The organism is Streptomyces sp. NBC_00442, from assembly GCF_036014195.1.
Taxonomy (GTDB): Bacteria; Actinomycetota; Actinomycetes; order Streptomycetales; family Streptomycetaceae; genus Streptomyces.
This window is the reverse complement of sequence record NZ_CP107918.1, coordinates 2,944,364-2,960,234: the sequence shown is the minus strand read 5'-3', so window position 1 is coordinate 2,960,234 and position 15,871 is coordinate 2,944,364. Positions and strand designations below refer to the sequence as shown.

At 71.9% G+C, this 15,871-nt stretch carries 14 protein-coding genes; 8 read left to right on the top strand and 6 right to left on the bottom strand.

The genetic code is table 11. The annotated features are described in order from the left end of the window. Position 1: 1 nt before the first annotated feature. From OG432_RS13305 to OG432_RS13280, 6 genes are all read right to left on the bottom strand, one after another. Entirely contained in the window at positions 2–1,951 is a 1,950-nt protein-coding gene (locus OG432_RS13305; protein ID WP_328311063.1) for an APC family permease, read from the bottom strand. A 76-nt stretch (positions 1,952–2,027) separates the two neighbouring features. After that, positions 2,028–3,092: a 2-oxoacid:ferredoxin oxidoreductase subunit beta gene (locus OG432_RS13300; protein WP_328311061.1), complete on the bottom strand. Its 1,065-nt coding sequence runs from the start codon at positions 3,090–3,092 to the stop codon at positions 2,028–2,030. Continuing rightward, positions 3,085–5,019 (bottom strand): 2-oxoacid:acceptor oxidoreductase subunit alpha, encoded by a 1,935-nt coding sequence (locus tag OG432_RS13295; RefSeq protein ID WP_328311059.1) that lies wholly within the window; start codon positions 5,017–5,019, stop codon positions 3,085–3,087. Before OG432_RS13295 ends, OG432_RS13300 begins: the two co-directional genes overlap by 8 nt. Positions 5,020–5,348: 329 nt before the next feature. Further along, positions 5,349–6,008, bottom strand: a complete 660-nt coding sequence (locus OG432_RS13290) for a response regulator transcription factor (RefSeq protein ID WP_328315090.1) — start codon at positions 6,006–6,008, stop codon at positions 5,349–5,351. Positions 6,009–6,228: 220 nt separating this feature from the next. Then, the gene (locus tag OG432_RS13285; protein ID WP_328315089.1) at positions 6,229–7,554 is read right to left on the bottom strand and encodes a sensor histidine kinase; all 1,326 of its coding nucleotides are present in this window, start codon (positions 7,552–7,554) and stop codon (positions 6,229–6,231) included. Positions 7,555–7,717: 163 nt separating this feature from the next. Then, a complete protein-coding gene (locus tag OG432_RS13280) occupies positions 7,718–8,941 on the bottom strand; it encodes a sensor histidine kinase (protein ID WP_328311058.1) in 1,224 nt (407 codons plus the stop codon). 199 nt (positions 8,942–9,140) lie between these two features. Between OG432_RS13280 and OG432_RS13275 the strand changes: the two genes are divergently transcribed. Genes OG432_RS13275 through OG432_RS13240 form a run of 8 tightly spaced genes read left to right on the top strand, consistent with a single transcriptional unit; the run spans position 9,141 to position 15,870 of the window. Continuing rightward, positions 9,141–9,548, top strand: coding sequence for an NADH-quinone oxidoreductase subunit A (locus OG432_RS13275; protein ID WP_328311056.1), 408 nt, complete (start codon positions 9,141–9,143; stop codon positions 9,546–9,548). Continuing rightward, positions 9,539–10,162 (top strand): NADH-quinone oxidoreductase subunit B, encoded by a 624-nt coding sequence (locus tag OG432_RS13270; RefSeq protein ID WP_328311054.1) that lies wholly within the window; start codon positions 9,539–9,541, stop codon positions 10,160–10,162. The genes OG432_RS13275 and OG432_RS13270 overlap by 10 nt, the downstream gene beginning before the upstream one ends. Then, the gene (locus OG432_RS13265; RefSeq protein WP_328311052.1) at positions 10,159–11,274 is read left to right on the top strand and encodes an NADH-quinone oxidoreductase subunit C; all 1,116 of its coding nucleotides are present in this window, start codon (positions 10,159–10,161) and stop codon (positions 11,272–11,274) included. The genes OG432_RS13270 and OG432_RS13265 overlap by 4 nt, the downstream gene beginning before the upstream one ends. Further along, positions 11,267–12,235, top strand: coding sequence for a complex I subunit 1/NuoH family protein (locus OG432_RS13260; RefSeq protein WP_328311050.1), 969 nt, complete (start codon positions 11,267–11,269; stop codon positions 12,233–12,235). Before OG432_RS13265 ends, OG432_RS13260 begins: the two co-directional genes overlap by 8 nt. Then, positions 12,235–12,870, top strand: a complete 636-nt coding sequence (locus OG432_RS13255; RefSeq protein WP_328311049.1) for a NuoI/complex I 23 kDa subunit family protein — start codon at positions 12,235–12,237, stop codon at positions 12,868–12,870. The genes OG432_RS13260 and OG432_RS13255 overlap by 1 nt, the downstream gene beginning before the upstream one ends. Next, complete coding sequence (locus OG432_RS13250; protein WP_328311047.1) at positions 12,867–13,481, top strand: NADH-quinone oxidoreductase subunit J family protein; 615 nt, start codon at positions 12,867–12,869, stop codon at positions 13,479–13,481. The genes OG432_RS13255 and OG432_RS13250 overlap by 4 nt, the downstream gene beginning before the upstream one ends. Next, positions 13,481–13,873, top strand: coding sequence for an NADH-quinone oxidoreductase subunit NuoK (gene nuoK / locus OG432_RS13245; protein WP_328311045.1), 393 nt, complete (start codon positions 13,481–13,483; stop codon positions 13,871–13,873). The genes OG432_RS13250 and nuoK overlap by 1 nt, the downstream gene beginning before the upstream one ends. Continuing rightward, positions 13,870–15,870 (top strand): NADH-quinone oxidoreductase subunit 5 family protein, encoded by a 2,001-nt coding sequence (locus OG432_RS13240; RefSeq protein ID WP_328311043.1) that lies wholly within the window; start codon positions 13,870–13,872, stop codon positions 15,868–15,870. Before nuoK ends, OG432_RS13240 begins: the two co-directional genes overlap by 4 nt. The last annotated feature ends 1 nt before the right edge of the window (position 15,871 follow it).

The window sequence follows — 15,871 nt, the reverse complement described above, 5'->3', positions numbered from 1 at the left end:
ATCAGTCCGGCTGGGGCGCGTGGCCGGCGTCCAGGAGGCGCAGCGCGCGGGACACGTCGAAGGGCAGGATCGTCACGGCTACGGACGGAAGGTGCTCCAGAGCCTTCGCCATCTGCTCGGCCGTGCCGCGGTGCAGCAGTTTGCCCAGCGCGTTGCCGTAGAGACGCCGGGGGACCATGACGGTCAGGGACGTCGCGCCGTCCTCGGTGGTGCGGCCGGCCAGTTCCACCATGGCGTGGCGCAGGCGCCGGTCGGGGCACGCGAAGAGATCCAGGGGGACCGAGGTCGCCGCCGTCGCCTCCCAGGCCGCCGCGAGTTCGCGCGCACGCGGCTCGTCGACCGCGAAGTGGACGGCCCTGATGTCGTCGGGCCGCACCTCGTGCGCGTACCGCAGCGCCTTGAGGGTGGCCAGGTCGAGCGTCTCGACGAGGACGAACACCACGTGCCGCCCCGGCGGCCGCCGATCGGCGCCCGGTGCCTGGAGGGTGGTGAGCGCCGCGGCCTCGCGCCGGTACTCGCGGTTGATCCGGGTCAGTGCCCACACCCCGAGCGGGAAGATCACCACCACCAGCCAGGCGCCCTCCGTGAACTTGGTGACGGCGAAGATCACGACGACGGCGGCGGAGACCACGGCCGCCAGGGTGTTGACGCCGAGCTTGAGGCGCCGGTGCCGCTCGCGACGGCGCCAGTGGTACGCGGTGAGCCCCGCCCCGGCCATCGTGAACGCCGTGAACACCCCGATCGCGTACAGCGCCACCAGCCTGTCCACGTTCGCGCCGGTCGCGATCAGCAGGGCCAGGGAGACGGCGGTCAGCGCGATGATCCCGTTGGAGAAGGCGAGCCGGTGTCCACGCCGGGTCAACAGGCGTGGCAGGAAGCGGTCTTCGGCGACGAAGCTCGCCAGGAACGGAAAACCGGTGAACGGGGTGTTGGCGCCGGTGTAGAGCACGAGGGCCGTCGCCAGCTGCACGAAGGCCAGACCCACCGTCCCCAGCACCCCGCCGCCGAAGGCGAAATGGGCCTCCTGCGCGATCACCGTCGGGGTGCCGTCCGCGTAGGGGACCGCGTGCGTGACGTGGGCGAGGGCGGAGACGCCGAGGACGAGGGCGCCGAGGACACAGCTCATGGTGAGAAGGGTGCGGCGGGCGTTGCGGCCCTGGGGATCGCGGAACACCGAGACGCCGTTGGAGATCGCCTCCAGGCCGGTCAGCGAGGAGCCGCCGTTGGCGAAGGCGCGCAGCACGATGAACAGCGAGGCCCCGTACAGCCAGCCGTTCCCCGGGGTGCCGACGGGGACCACGCCCGCCGCGTGCAGGTCGGCCCGGGGCAGCCCGCCGGTCAGGCCGCGCACGGCGGACACGGCGAGCATCAGGCCCACGGCGGCCATGAAGAGGTAGGCGGGCAGCGCGAACAGCCGGCCCGCCTCGCGCAGCCCACGCAGGTTTCCGTACGCGAGGACCAGGATCACCCCGATGGAGAGCGGGAGTTGGAGGTGGTCCATCGCGGTGGGGCCGCCGCCGGCCAGGTGGGCGAGGGAGACGATCGCGCTGGTGCCGGCCGAGACCTGGACGGCGACCGTCACGATGTAGTCGACGAGCAGGGCGACCGCGGCGATCTGCGCGACGGTCGGGCCGAAGTTCTCGCGGGCCACGACGTAGGAACCGCCGGCCCGGGTGTAGATCATGACGACGTCGCTGTAGCAGAGCGTCAGCAGGAGCAGAACGAGCAGGATCGCCCCGGTCACCGGCATGAGCAGCGAGAACGCGGCCGCCCCCGCCACCGGGACCAGCACCCGGAGCATCTCCTCGGAGCCGTACGCCGACGAGCTGATGCAGTCCGACGCCAGGACCCCGAGCGCCGTGCGGTTGCTCAGCCTCTGGTCGCCGGCGCGTTCCGTGGTGAGGGGCCTGCCGAGCAGGCGCCGCTTGACGCGGTAGGTGAGACGGTCCATGACCCATGAGTACGGGTGCCCGGCCCGGGGTCCGCGCAGACTCCCCGGCCGGGCACCCGGCGCTCATGCCACTGGATCAGCCGACGACGGTCCAGGTGTCCTTGCCCGCGAGCAGCGCGCCCAGGTCGCCCTTGCCGTTCTGCTCGATGGCCGTGTCGAGCTGATCGGCCATCAGCGTGTCGTAGACCGGACGGTCCACGGAACGGAAGACACCGATCGGGGTGTGGTGCAGGGTGTCCGGGTCGGCGAGACGGGACAGCGCGAACGCCGTGGTCGGCGAGGCGTTGTGCGCGTCGTGGACCAGGATGTCCGCCTCGTTCTCGGGCGTGACGGGCACGACCACGAGGTCGCCGGTGGCCGCGTCGCGGATCACGCCCTTGGCGCCGTCGGCGCCGAACCGGATCGGCTGCCCGTGCTCCAGGCGGATCACGGCCTCCTCCGCCCGCTCCTTGTCCTTGAGGACCTCGAAGGCGCCGTCGTTGAAGATGTTGCAGTTCTGGTAGATCTCCACCAGCGCGGTGCCCGGGTGCTCGGCGGCCTGGCGCAGCACCTCGGTGAGGTGCTTGCGGTCGGAGTCGACGGTGCGCGCGACGAACGACGCCTCCGCGCCGATCGCCAGGGACACCGGGTTGAACGGCGAGTCGAGCGACCCCATCGGCGTCGACTTGGTGATCTTGCCGACCTCGGAGGTGGGGGAGTACTGGCCCTTGGTCAGGCCGTAGATCCGGTTGTTGAACAGCAGGATCTTGAGGTTCACGTTGCGGCGGAGCGCGTGGATGAGGTGGTTGCCGCCGATGGACAGGGCGTCGCCGTCACCGGTGACCACCCACACGCTCAGGTCCCGGCGCGAGGAGGCGAGGCCGGTCGCGATCGCCGGGGCGCGGCCGTGGATGGAGTGCATCCCGTACGTGTTCATGTAGTACGGGAAGCGGGAGGAGCAGCCGATGCCGGAGACGAAGACGATGTTCTCCTTGGCCAGGCCGAGCTCGGGCATGAAGCCCTGCACGGCGGCCAGGACCGCGTAGTCGCCGCAGCCGGGGCACCAGCGCACTTCCTGGTCGGACTTGAAGTCCTTCATCGTCTGCTTGCCCTCGGCCCTGGGGACCAGCTGCAGGAGCTCGTTGCTGTGAGCGTCAGGCATGGATGGCCTCCTTGAGCGCGGTGGCGAGCTGCTCCGCCTTGAACGGCATGCCGTTGACCTGGTTGTAGGACTGTGCGTCGACCAGGTACTTGGCGCGGATCAGGGTGGCGAGCTGGCCCAGGTTCATCTCCGGCACGACGACCTTGTCGTAGCGGGCCAGGATCTCGCCGAGGTTCTTCGGGAAGGGGTTGATGTGCCGAAGATGGGCCTGGGCGATGGGCTCGCCCTGGGCACGCAGTCTGCGGACGGCGGCGGTGATGGGACCGTAGGTGGAGCCCCAGCCGAGGACGAGGGTGCGGGCGCCGTCCGGGTCGTCCACCGTCAGGTCGGGGACCTCGATGCCGTCGATCTTGGCCTGGCGGACGCGGACCATGAAGTCGTGGTTGGCCGGGTCGTAGGAGATGTTGCCCGTGCCGTCCTGCTTCTCGATGCCGCCGATGCGGTGTTCGAGACCCGGGGTGCCAGGGATCGCCCAGGGGCGGGCCAGGGTCTGCGGGTCGCGCTTGTAGGGCCAGAACACCTCGGTGCCGTCGGCCAGGGTGTGGTTGGGGCCGGACGCGAACTGCACGCGCAGATCGGGCAGTTCGTCGGTCTCGGGGATCCGCCACGGCTCGGAGCCGTTGGCCAGGTAGCCGTCCGAGAGCAGGAAGACCGGGGTGCGGTAGGCCAGCGCGATGCGGGCCGCGTCCATCGCCGCGTCGAAGCAGTCGGCGGGCGTCTTCGGCGCCACGATCGGCACGGGCGCCTCGCCGTTGCGGCCGTACATCGCCTGGAGCAGGTCGGCCTGCTCGGTCTTGGTCGGCAGGCCCGTGGAGGGGCCGCCGCGCTGGATGTCCACGATCAGCAGCGGCAGTTCGAGCGAGACGGCAAGGCCGATCGCCTCGGACTTCAGGGCCACGCCCGGCCCTGAGGTGGTGGTGACGGCGAGCGAGCCGCCGAACGCCGCGCCGAGCGCCGCGCCGATACCCGCGATCTCGTCCTCCGCCTGGAAGGTGCGCACGCCGAAGTTCTTGTGGCGCGACAGCTCGTGCAGGATGTCGGAGGCCGGCGTGATCGGGTACGAGCCGAGGTAGAGCGGCAGGTCCGCCTGCCGCCCCGCCGCGATCAGACCGTACGACAGGGCAAGGTTGCCCGAAATGTTGCGGTAGGTGCCGGCCGGGAAGGCCGTGGTCGCCGGCGCGACCTCGTAGGACACCGCGAAGTCCTCGGTGGTCTCGCCGAAGTTCCACCCGGCGCGGAACGCGGCCACGTTCGCCTCGGCGATCGCCGGCTTCTTCGCGAACTTGGCCCGCAGGAACTTCTCCGTGCCCTCCGTGGGCCGGTGGTACATCCACGACAGCAGCCCGAGCGCGAACATGTTCTTCGAGCGCTCGGCCTCCTTGCGGGAGAGCCCGAACTCCTTGAGCGCCTCGACCGTCAGCGTCGTCAACGGCACCGGGTGCACGTTGTACGCCGCGAGCGAGCCGTCGTCGAGGGGGGAGGTGTCGTAACCGACCTTGGCCATCGCGCGCTTGGCGAACTCGTCCGTGTTCACGATGATGTCGGCGCCGCGCGGCACGTCCGCAAGGTTCGCCTTCAGCGCCGCCGGGTTCATCGCCACCAGCACGTTGGGCGCGTCGCCCGGCGTGAGGATGTCGTGGTCGGCGAAGTGGAGCTGGAAACTGGAGACGCCCGGCAGCGTTCCGGCAGGTGCCCGGATCTCGGCCGGGAAGTTCGGCAGCGTCGACAAGTCGTTGCCGAACGACGCGGTCTCCGAAGTGAACCGGTCGCCGGTGAGCTGCATGCCGTCGCCCGAGTCACCCGCGAAGCGGATGATGACGCGGTCGAGGCGCCGCACTTCCTTCTCGGCGGGCCTGCGCTGCTCCCCGACGAGAGCCTCATCGGCTCCGTCGGCCTGCTCGGCTGGGCTACTGACCTGGCTGGTCACTGAACTGGACCTCCCTCGGGCGGCTGCTCGGGCGCATCCGGCCGACCGGTAGCGCCAAGGCCCACCCTACGTCGGTAAGGGTGGCCTTCCCTGGACCGCTCACATATTGGACGCTCTTTTGAGACGCCTCACTGCCCTGAACTGCCACGATCTGTTCGCCCCCGGACCCTTCTCTCAGACGCCCGGGACTCCCTCGCCGGTTGCTCGGGGAGTCCGCCGGGCCGCGCCGCGCCGGGGGTCCCCGCGAGGGGTGACCCGATCCGGCCCGGTGACCGACTTTCGCCCCCGGCGGCAGGGTCCCGCTCGATCCCCGACAGGGCGCCACACGGTCATGAGTTGATGTACGTCAGGACCGCGAGGACGCGCCGGTGGTCCCCGACGCTCGGCGAGAGCCCCAGCTTCAGGAAGATGTTGCTGACGTGCTTCTCGACGGCTCCGTCGCTGACGACCAGCTGCTTGGCGATCGCGGAGTTCGTCCGCCCCTCCGCCATCAGGCCGAGCACCTCCCGCTCACGCGGCGTCAGATGGGCCAGCACGTCCTGCTTGCGGCTGCGCCCCAGGAGCTGGGCCACGACCTCGGGGTCCAGAGCGGTGCCGCCCCGGGCGACCCGCACCACGGCCTCGACGAACTCCCGCACCTCGGCGACCCGGTCCTTCAGGAGATACCCGACGCCCCGGCTCGACCCGGCGAGCAGCTCCGTGGCGTACTGCTCCTCCACGTACTGGCTGAGCACCAGCACCCCGATCCCCGGGTACCGCGCCCGCAGCAGCACGGCGGCGCGCACGCCCTCGTCGGTGTGCGTCGGCGGCATCCGTACGTCCGCCACCACCACGTCGGGCGGCGTGCCCGCTTCGGCCAGCTCGCCCACCGTTTTGACCAGCGCGTCGCCGTCGCCCACACCCGCGACGACGTCATGCCCCCGGTCGGTCAGCAGCCGGGTCAGGCCCTCCCTGAGCAGCACCGAATCCTCGGCGATGACCACCCGCACCCTGTCCTCCACGACTTTGCAGCCCCCCGTGCTCCGTTGCTTCTCCGGGCGGGCTCCCGTCGGGGCCCGCCCCACGGCCCTGTGCGAGCCGTGGCGTTGTGCCCACCCAGCATCCCAGCATTCGGGCAAGAATCCGCCCCCGCCAGGCAAAAACCCCCGGCCCCGTGTTTGGGGACCGAGGGTCGAGGGCCGGGGGGCCGTCAGGAGCGAGGGGGCGGCCCTACGCCCGCCACGGCAGCTCCGCCGTGATCGTGGTCGGCCCGCCGGGCGGCGAGTCGACGGCCAGGATGCCGTCCACCGCGTCCAGCCGCTCGGCGAGTCCCGCAAGCCCCGAGCCGGCCGAGGCGTCGGCCCCGCCGCGCCCGTTGTCACCGACCTGGAGCATCAGCCGGTCGCCGGCGCGCCACACATCGACCGTCGCCCGGCTCGCACCGCTGTGCTTGCTGACGTTCTGGAGCAGCTCGGAGACGGTGTAGTACGCGATGCCCTCGATCGCCGGGACCGGCCGGGCCGGCAGGTCCACCTCGACCTTCACCGGGACCGTGCAGCGTGAGGCGACGGAGGACAGGGCCGCGTCCAGGCCGCGGTCGGTGAGGACCGCGGGATGGATGCCGCGGGCCAGGTCGCGCAGCTCCTGGAGCGCGACCTTGACCTCGCCGTGCGCCTCGTCGACCATCGCGGCCGCCGCCTTCGGGTCCTCGGTCAGCTTCTCCTTGGCCAGACCCAGATCCATGGCGAGCGCCACCAGACGGGCCTGCGCCCCGTCGTGCAGATCCCGCTCGATGCGCCGCAGGTCGGCCGACGTGGTGTCCACCACGACGCCGCGGTCCGACTCCAGTTCGCTCACCCGCTCCTCCAGCCGGGACGGGCCGAGCAGACCCACCACGAGCACCTTGTCCATCGCGGCGAGCGCCCGGATCAGCCACGGCACGACCAGCGTGATCAGCAGCCCGACCGCCGCCGTCAGGGCGACCGTGGCGGGAGTGTCCAGGTAGACGTTGTGCTTGTCGCCGCCGTAGACCTGAATGCCGTCCTGGTTGGTGTACGCCGGGAACACCCACTGCCACAGCGGGTACGACAGCAGCGTCCAGCCCACCGTCCACGTCGTCACCGAGGTGATGAAGGCGAAGAGCGCCCACGGGAAGTGCACGACCGAGTAGAGCAGGTGGCGCCAGGAGACCCCGCTCTTGAGGATCCCGCCGACCCAGGCCATGACGCCGCCCCGCGAGCGCACCGACCGCGGCTCGGCGATCTCCACCCCGAGCAGCGCCCGCGCCCGCGCCCGCTCCATCACCCCGAAGGCGCGGCAGCCCAGCAGGCTGACCGCCATGAGAGGAATGCCGACGAAGGTGACCAGGAGCCCGGCGCTCATCGACACCATGACGACGGCCCAGCAGAACAGCACCACGCTGATCGGCATGCTCAGCAGGAGGTAGCCGAACTCGCGGAACGTCCGGCCCTCGAACGGGGCGCGCAGCACCGGCGGAAGGAAGTGCCGCCGCGGCTCCCGGGAGTGCGCCCCGCCGTACCCGTACTCCGTCTCCATGGCCATCGGTCCTGTCCCCGTCCCTCACTCGTGATGCGGCCGCCGTCGTGACCGCGGCCCCTCTTGAACACCAGCTTCGCGTCCGGCGCCGCCCGCGACCATGGAGCCGGTCACCCTCTTCGGCCGGGGGTTTTCCCTACCTCCGGGCGGCCAGGGAGCGGAATCAGTCCTTCGGTCCCCGGTCGCGCCACGGCAGTTCGGCCGTCACGACGGTCGGGCCGCCGACGGGCGATTCGAGGACGAGCAGCCCGTCCACCGCCCCGAGCCGCTCAGCGAGCCCCGCCATGCCGCTGCCGCCGTCGAGCCGCGCGCCGCCCACACCGTTGTCCTCGACCTGGATCAGCAGCCGTTCGGCGCTGCGCCACACCTCGACCGACGCGGCCCGCGCCCTGCTGTGCTTGCTGACGTTCTGGAGCAGCTCGGAGACCGTGAAGTACGCGATGCCCTCGATGGCGGGGGCCGGCCGGGCCGGCAGGTCGACCGCGACCTTCACCGGGACCGTGCAGCGCGAGGCGACGGAGGACAGGGCCGCGTCCAGGCCGCGGTCGGTGAGGACCGCGGGATGGATGCCGCGGGCCAGGTCGCGCAGCTCCTGGAGGGCCAGCTTCACCTCGCCGTGCGCCTCGTCGACCATGACGGCCGCCGCGTCCGGGTCTTCGAGCAGCTTCTCCTTGGCCAGGCCGAGCCCCATGGCGAGCGCCACCAGACGGGCCTGCGCCCCGTCGTGCAGATCCCGTTCGATGCGCCGCAGGTCGGCGGCGGCCGTGTCCACGACCACGCCCCGGTCGGACTCCAGCTCGGCGATCCGCCGCTCAAGGCTGTCGGAGGGCGAGAGCAGGGCGCGCACCATCATCCGGTCGACGTTGGCGAGCCCGCGCACGACGAACCCGAGCACCGGCCAGGCCACGACGAGTGAGACCAGTGTCACGGCGAAGGTGAGGATCCCCCAGGGCAGCCGCACGAACTCGTACAGCACATTGCGCCAGGCCACCGGGTCCCGCAGGCTCGTCCACAGCCAGGGGAAGAACCCGCCGTGCCTGCTCGGGCTCGCCGGGATGGGTGTGGGTTCCTCGACGCTCACCCCGAGCAGACCCCGCGCCCTGGCCCGCTCCGCCTTACCCAGCTGACGCGCGCCGAGCAGGCCCGCCGCGAGCAGCGGAAGACCGATCACGGTGACGGAAAGACCGAGCCCCAGCACGACCATCACGACGACGTAGACGAATCCGAAGATCCCCATCGGGAGGTCGGCGAGGAGGTGGACGACCTCCTTCCACGTGTGCCGGTCGTAGGCGAACCGCACCACGGGCGGCGCGTCCGTGCCGGCGCCGGCGGGGCCGCCTGCGGGTGGTGCTGCGTACCGCTGCTGGTCGCGGAGGGTCCTGGTCATGGTCCCCAGGGTGCCGGGCCGGGATCGGCGGCGCCATGGGGTGCCGCACCCTCTTGTACGGGGGAAAACCCCACCCCGGCGGCCCAGCCCGCGAGACGCGCCTTCCAAGGGGGCCCTTAGCAGGGCCTAGACTCCCGACCGTACACAGCGTCGAACGGGGCGCGACGAGACCATCGAGGCCAGGAACGAGGGGCGCGACGTGCCGGAACCGACCGTGCGCCATACGCCGGCGTTGGCTGCCGACTACTTCCACAGTTATTCGGTCGTCGGCCTCCTCGCCGTGATCGGAGTGCTGTTCGTCGCCGTGGCCTTCGGGGCCGGGCGGCTGCTGCGGCCCGCCGTGCCCACGCCGGAGAAGCTGCTGACGTACGAGTGCGGAGTCGACCCGGTCGGCGAGGGCTGGGCCCACACCCAGGTCCGCTACTACGTCTACGCCTTCCTGTACGTGATCTTCGCCGTCGACTCGATCTTCCTCTTCCCCTGGGCGACCGTCTTCGCGGCCGCGGGCTTCGGCGCGACGACCCTCGTCGAGATGTTCATCTTCCTGGGCTTCCTGGCCCTGGGACTGCTCTACGCATGGAAGAAGGGCGTCCTGGAATGGACGTGACCAACCCCCAGCAGGTGCCCGAGCCGCAGCCGCTGCCCGACCCCCAGTTGCTGCCCGAACCGCAGCGGCTCGGCGTCCTGTCGAGGCTGGCCCCCGCGCCGATGAAGGTGGTCCTCAACTGGGGCCGCCGCTACAGCCTGTGGGTCTTCAACTTCGGCCTCGCCTGCTGCGCCATCGAGTTCATCGCGGCCTCCATGGCCCGCCACGACTTCATCCGGCTCGGCGTGATCCCCTTCGCGCCCGGACCGCGCCAGGCCGACCTCATGATCGTCTCCGGCACGGTGACGGACAAGATGGCGCCCGCGGTCAAGCGGCTGTACGAGCAGATGCCCGAGCCCAAGTACGTCATCTCCTTCGGCGCATGCTCCAACTGCGGCGGCCCGTACTGGGACTCGTACTCGGTGACCAAGGGCGTCGACCAGATCATCCCGGTCGACGTGTACGTGCCCGGCTGCCCGCCCCGGCCCGAGGCGCTGCTCCAGGGCATCCTCAAGCTCCAGGAGAAGATCGCCCGCGAATCGCTCGGCGAGCGGTACGCGAACGCGGCCACCCCGGCCCAGCTGACCAGCGGGCTCGTCGCCGCGCCGCCGACCCCCGGGGAGGGCCGGGCGTGAACGCGTACGACACCCTGCCGGACGGCGTCACCGACGTCTTCGGCGAGCAGGCCACGGCGGCGCGGGCGTACGGCCTGCTCACCGTCGACGTGCCCGCCGACTCCTGGATCGCGGCGCTCCAGACCGCCCGCGACCAGCTGGGCTGCACCTACTTCGACTGGCTGAGCGCGGTCGACGAACCGGACGCGGGCTTCCAGGTCTGCGCCCATGTCGTCGCCCTGGCCGACGGCACGGTCCGCCGCCTGCTCCTGCGCACGACCGTCCCGCACACGGCCCCCGCGCTGCCCTCGGCCATCGACGTGTACGCGGGCGCGGCCTGGCACGAGCGCGAGACCCACGAGATGTTCGGTGTCGAATTCGCCGGCCATCCGCACCTGGTGCCGCTGCTCCTCCCCGAGAACTTCGAGGGCCACCCCCTGCGCAAGGACTTCGTCCTCGCGGCGCGCGTCGCGAAGGCGTGGCCGGGAGCGAAGGAGCCCGGCGAGCCCGCGGCGGGTGCGGCACACGGCGGGCCCAAGCGCCGTCAGATGCTTCCGCCCGGCGTCCCCGACCCCAACGAGTGGGGCCCCCTGAAGGGCCAGCTCCCCCCGGCCCCGTCCCGCCCGGCCCGAACCCCACGCGCGGCGGGCGACCGCCCGGCCCGCGCGGCGGGGGAGCGTCCCGTGCGCGCGGCGGGCGACCGTCCGGTGCGGCGGGCCCGCACGGCATCGGAGGGCTCGGCCTCGCAGGCGACGGAGGCCGCCCCGACCACTCCGGCGACCCCGGATGCGGGGGCGACTCCGGCCGGTCCGGCGAACCCGGCCACTCCGGATGCGGGGGCGACTCCGGTGACCCCGGGGACGGAAGCGGCTCCGGGTGCGGCGGAGGAGTCCGGGCCGGGCGGGGCCGCCGCGCGGCCGCGTACCCGCAGCTCCGACGCCCCCTGGCACCACCCCAAACCCGCCTTCGCCGACGAGGGACCGGAGGCGGAACCCGCCCCGGATGCCGGAACCGGTGAAGCCGGACCGAACGAACCCGCCGAACAGAACGAACCCGCCGGACCGAACGAACCCGCCGGACCGAACGAACCCGCCCACCCCAACGACCCCGCCGGAGGCGACCCGCGTGAATGACGCACTCGACGTCGCCATCAGGCTGGTCGTCGTCTTCGTCGTGTTCCTCGTCCTCCCGCTGGTCGTGGGGCAGGCCGAGCACAAGGTGATGGCGCACATGCAGGGCCGGCTCGGCCCGATGTACGCCGGCGGCTTCCACGGCTGGGCCCAACTCGTCGCGGACGGCGTGAAGTTCGCACAGAAGGAAGACATCGTCCCGGCCGCGGCCGACCGGCGGATCTTCCAGCTCGCCCCCGCCGTCGCCCTGCTGCCCTACCTCCTCGTCCTCGTGGCCGTCCCCATCGGCCCGAGCGCGGGCGCGGTCGGCCAGGCCGTCGACGCGGGCATCTTCTTCGTGCTCGCCGTGATGGGCGTGGGCGTGCTCGGCTCGCTCATGGCGGGCTGGGCCTCGGCCAACAAGTTCTCCCTCCTGGGCGGACTGCGCACCGCCGCCCAGCTCCTCGCGTACGAGCTGCCGATGCTGCTCGCCGCCGCCTCCGTGGCGATGGCCGCCGGCACGGTCTCGCTGCCCGGCATCCTCAACGCCTTCCACTGGTGGTGGCTGCCCTGGCAGATCACCGGCGCGCTCGTCTTCTTCGTCGCCGGTCTCGCCGAACTCCAGCGCCCGCCCTTCGACATGCCCGTCGCCGACTCCGAGATCATCTTCGGCGCGTACACCGAGTACACGGGCCTGCGCTTCGCGCTGTTCCTGCTCGCCGAGTACGCCGGCATCGTCGTCCTGTGCGGCCTCACCACCGTTCTGTTCCTCGGCGGCTGGCACGGCCCGTGGGGCGCCGACGGCCTCGGCTGGGTCTGGACCCTGCTCAAGACGGCCGTGCTCGCCTTCGTCGTCATCTGGCTCCGGGTCAGCTACCCCCGCCTCCGCGAGGACCAACTGCAGAAGCTCGCCTGGACCACACTCATCCCGCTCGCGCTCGCCCAGATCGCGCTCACCGGCATCGTGAAGGTGGCGATCAGCTAATGGCTGTCCCCGGTTCCGGCCTCGCCAAGGGCCTCGCCGTCACACTCCGCACGATGACGAAGAAGACCGTCACCGCGCAGTACCCCGATGTCCAGCCCGAACTCCCGCCCCGCAGCCGGGGCGTGATCGGCCTGTTCGAGGAGAACTGCACGGTGTGCATGCTGTGCGCCCGCGAGTGCCCCGACTGGTGCATCTACATCGACTCCCACAAGGAGACGGTGCCCGCCGCCGTCGAGGGCGGCCGCGAACGCAGCCGCAATGTCCTCGACCGGTTCGCCATCGACTTCTCGCTCTGCATGTACTGCGGCATCTGCATCGAGGTGTGCCCCTTCGACGCGCTGTTCTGGTCCCCCGAGTTCGAGTACGCGGAGACGGACATCCACGAGCTCACCCACGAGCGCGACAAGCTGCGCGACTGGATGTGGACGGTCCCGGCCCCGCCCGCGCTCGACCCCGGCGCCGAGGAGCCCAAGGAAGTCGTCGCCGCCCGCAAGGCCGCCGACAAACTGGCCGCCGCCCAGGCAGCCGAAGCCGCGCAGGCCGGGAGCGAGGGCGCGCAGGCCGGCACCGACGGCGCCGCTCCCACGGACCCCGCCCCGAACCCGGACTCCGGCCCCGAGGGAGGTCGGGCATGAGCGCGATCCTCGCCCAGGCGGCCCTCACCGCGCCGCAGGGCTTCCTGTCGCCGACCGGCGTGGAGATCGCCTTCCTCCTCGTCGGCATCGCCACCCTCGGCGCGGCCGTCATGACCGTCACGACCCGGCAGCTGGTGCACGCCGCCCTGTGGCTCGTCGTGGCGCTCGGCGGCCTCGCCGTCGAATACCTCCTGCTCACCGCCGAGTTCATCGCCTGGGTGCAGGTCCTCATCTACGTCGGCTCGATCGTGGTGCTCCTCCTGTTCGGACTGATGCTGACCAGGGCCCCCATCGGCCGCTCCCCGGACGCCGACTCCAACAACCGCTGGGTGGCGCTCACGGTGGCCGTCGCCGCGGCCGGAACCCTCGTCTGGGTCGTCGTGGACGGTTTCCGCACGAGCTGGATCGATCTGGACGGACCCGCCCAGGGCTCCACCAAGGTGTCCGGAGAGATTCTCTTCCGGCACTGGGTGCTGCCCTTCGAGGCGCTGTCCGTCCTGCTCCTCGCGGCGCTGGTCGGTGCGATCGTGCTGTCCCGCAAGAGCGGCACCCCGGGCACCGGCGACACCTCCGCGGACGCCGCCGCCCCCCGTGAGACGGAGTCGCGCTGATGCACCTCGCCTATCCCGCCGTGCTCGCCGTCCTCCTGTTCTGCACCGGCCTCTACGGTGTGCTCGCGCGACGCAACGCGATCCTGGTCCTGATGTCCGTCGAGCTGATGCTCAACGCCGTCAACCTCAACCTCGTCGCCTTCGACGTCTGGCTGCGCGACAGCCTCCACGCCGGCCAGGCGCTCACCCTGTTCACCATCGCCATCGCCGCCGCCGAGATCGGCATCGGCCTCGCGATCGTGCTCGCCGTGTACCGCAACCGCGGTACCGCCGACATCGACAAGCTCCGTGACACCGCCGAGGGCCGCGGCCCCGACCCGGCCGGCCCCGAAGACCCCGAGGGTCCCGAAGACCCCGCCGCCCCGGCACAGAAGGCTGAGGCCGCCGCGTGACCACCACGACCCTCGCCGTCCTCGTTCCGCTCCTTCCGTTCCTGGGAGCCGCGGCCGGCCTGCTGCTCGGCCGCCGCGCCCCCGGCTTCGTCCGCCCGCTCGCGGTGCTCCCCACGTTCGCCGCGTTCGTCCTCGCCGTCGTCGTCGCCGTCGACCAGGGCGGCGGCAAGGCGATCGACGCGGCCACCCGGCTCACGCCGACCGGCTCGGTGCCGATCGAACTGGCCCTCCACCTGGACGGGTTCGCCGTCCTCGTCGCCGTCCTCGTCGGCCTGGTCGCCACCTGCGTGCAGCTCTACTCGACGGGCTACCTCCGCGACGACCCGCGCTACACCTCGTACGCCGCGCTCGTGTCCCTGTTCACCTCCGCGATGCTGCTCGTCGTCTACTCCGGCGACCTGATGGTGCTCCTGGTCGGCTGGGAGGTCATGGGCATCTGCTCCTACTTCCTGGTCGGCCACTACTGGGAGACCCCCGAGGCGCGGGCCGCCTCCCTGAAGGCCTTCCTGGTCACCAAGCTCGGCGACGTCCCCTTCCTCATCGGTCTGTTCGCGCTCGCCACCGACGCCGGTACGTTCCGGATCACCGGCGTCGTCCAGGCCGCCCTGACCGGCGGCATCGACCACCCCACCCTCATCGCCCTGCTGCTGCTCGCGGGCGTGGCCGGCAAGTCCGCCCAGTTCCCGCTGCACACCTGGCTGCCCGACGCGATGGCCGGCCCGACCCCGGTCTCCGCGCTGATCCACGCCGCGACGATGGTCGCCGCCGGCATCTACTTCGTGGCCCGGCTGCTCCCCGTCTTCGCCGCGTCCGCCGCCGCGATGACGGTGCTCGCCGTGATGGCCGCGATCACCATGGTCGGCTCGGGTCTTGCCGCGCTCGCCCAGGACGACATCAAACGCGTCCTCGCCTACTCGACCATCGGCCAGCTCGGCTATCTGTCGGGCGCCCTGGCCGTCGGCGACCGCGGGGCCGCCGTCTTCCACCTCCTGTCGCACGGCGCCTTCAAGGCGCTGCTCTTCCTCGCCGCCGGTGTGGTCATCCACGCGACCGGCACCAACTCCCTGACCGTCATGTCCCGCATGGGCGGCCTCGCCAAGCAAATCCCCGACGCGTTCTGGACGATGACCGTCGCCCTGCTCGCGCTCGCCGCGATCCCGCCGTTCGCCGGCTTCTTCTCCAAGGAAGCCGTCCTGTCCGCCGCCGAGCACACCGCGCTCGGCGAGAGCCAGGTCGCCCCGCCGGGCGCCGGCTGGACCGTGCTGATCGCCGGACTCCTGGCCGCCCTGCTCACCGCCGCGTACGCGATGCGCCTGTGGCTGCTCGCCTTCCGCGGCAGGGGAGCCGAAGCCCCGGACCACGGTCGTCAGCCCATCGTCATGAACGCCGTCCTGTGGGTGCTCGCCATCCCCTCCCTCGCGTTCGGACTGACCACCGGCTACCTCGGCGACTGGTTCGACGGACGCGCCCTCACCCCGGCTGTCACCACCGCCGTACTGTCCACGGGCGTCGCCGTGGTCGGCGGCCTGGTCACCTACGCCGCCTGGCGCCACACCTCGGCCCTGGCCGCCCGCACCCCGATGGGCGCCGTCGCCGCGCACCCCGAGGGCGACGGCAGCCTGGTCGAGGAGGAGGCCATCGCCAGCCACACCGAGGTCTACGGCTCCATCGCGTCCGCCCCCGACCCGGCCGACCCGGGCCGGTTCCTGCTCGGCCCGCTGCACCGCCACGCGGCCACCGGCTTCCACCTGGACGCCGTCTACCACGCCCTGTTCGTGCGCCCTGCCCTGGCCGCGGCCGACCTGGTCCGCTTCCTTGACCGGGAGGTCGTCGAGACGTACGTGCGCGCTGCGAGCGCCGGGCCGCGCTGGCTCGGCCGGGCCGTGCGCCGGGCGCAGAACGGCAATGTGCAGAGCTACCTCGGCGCGCTGCTGGCCGGCTCACTCGTCCTGGCGGCCGCCGTGGTCGTCCTTGCCAACGTCACCGCGGGGTCCTGAG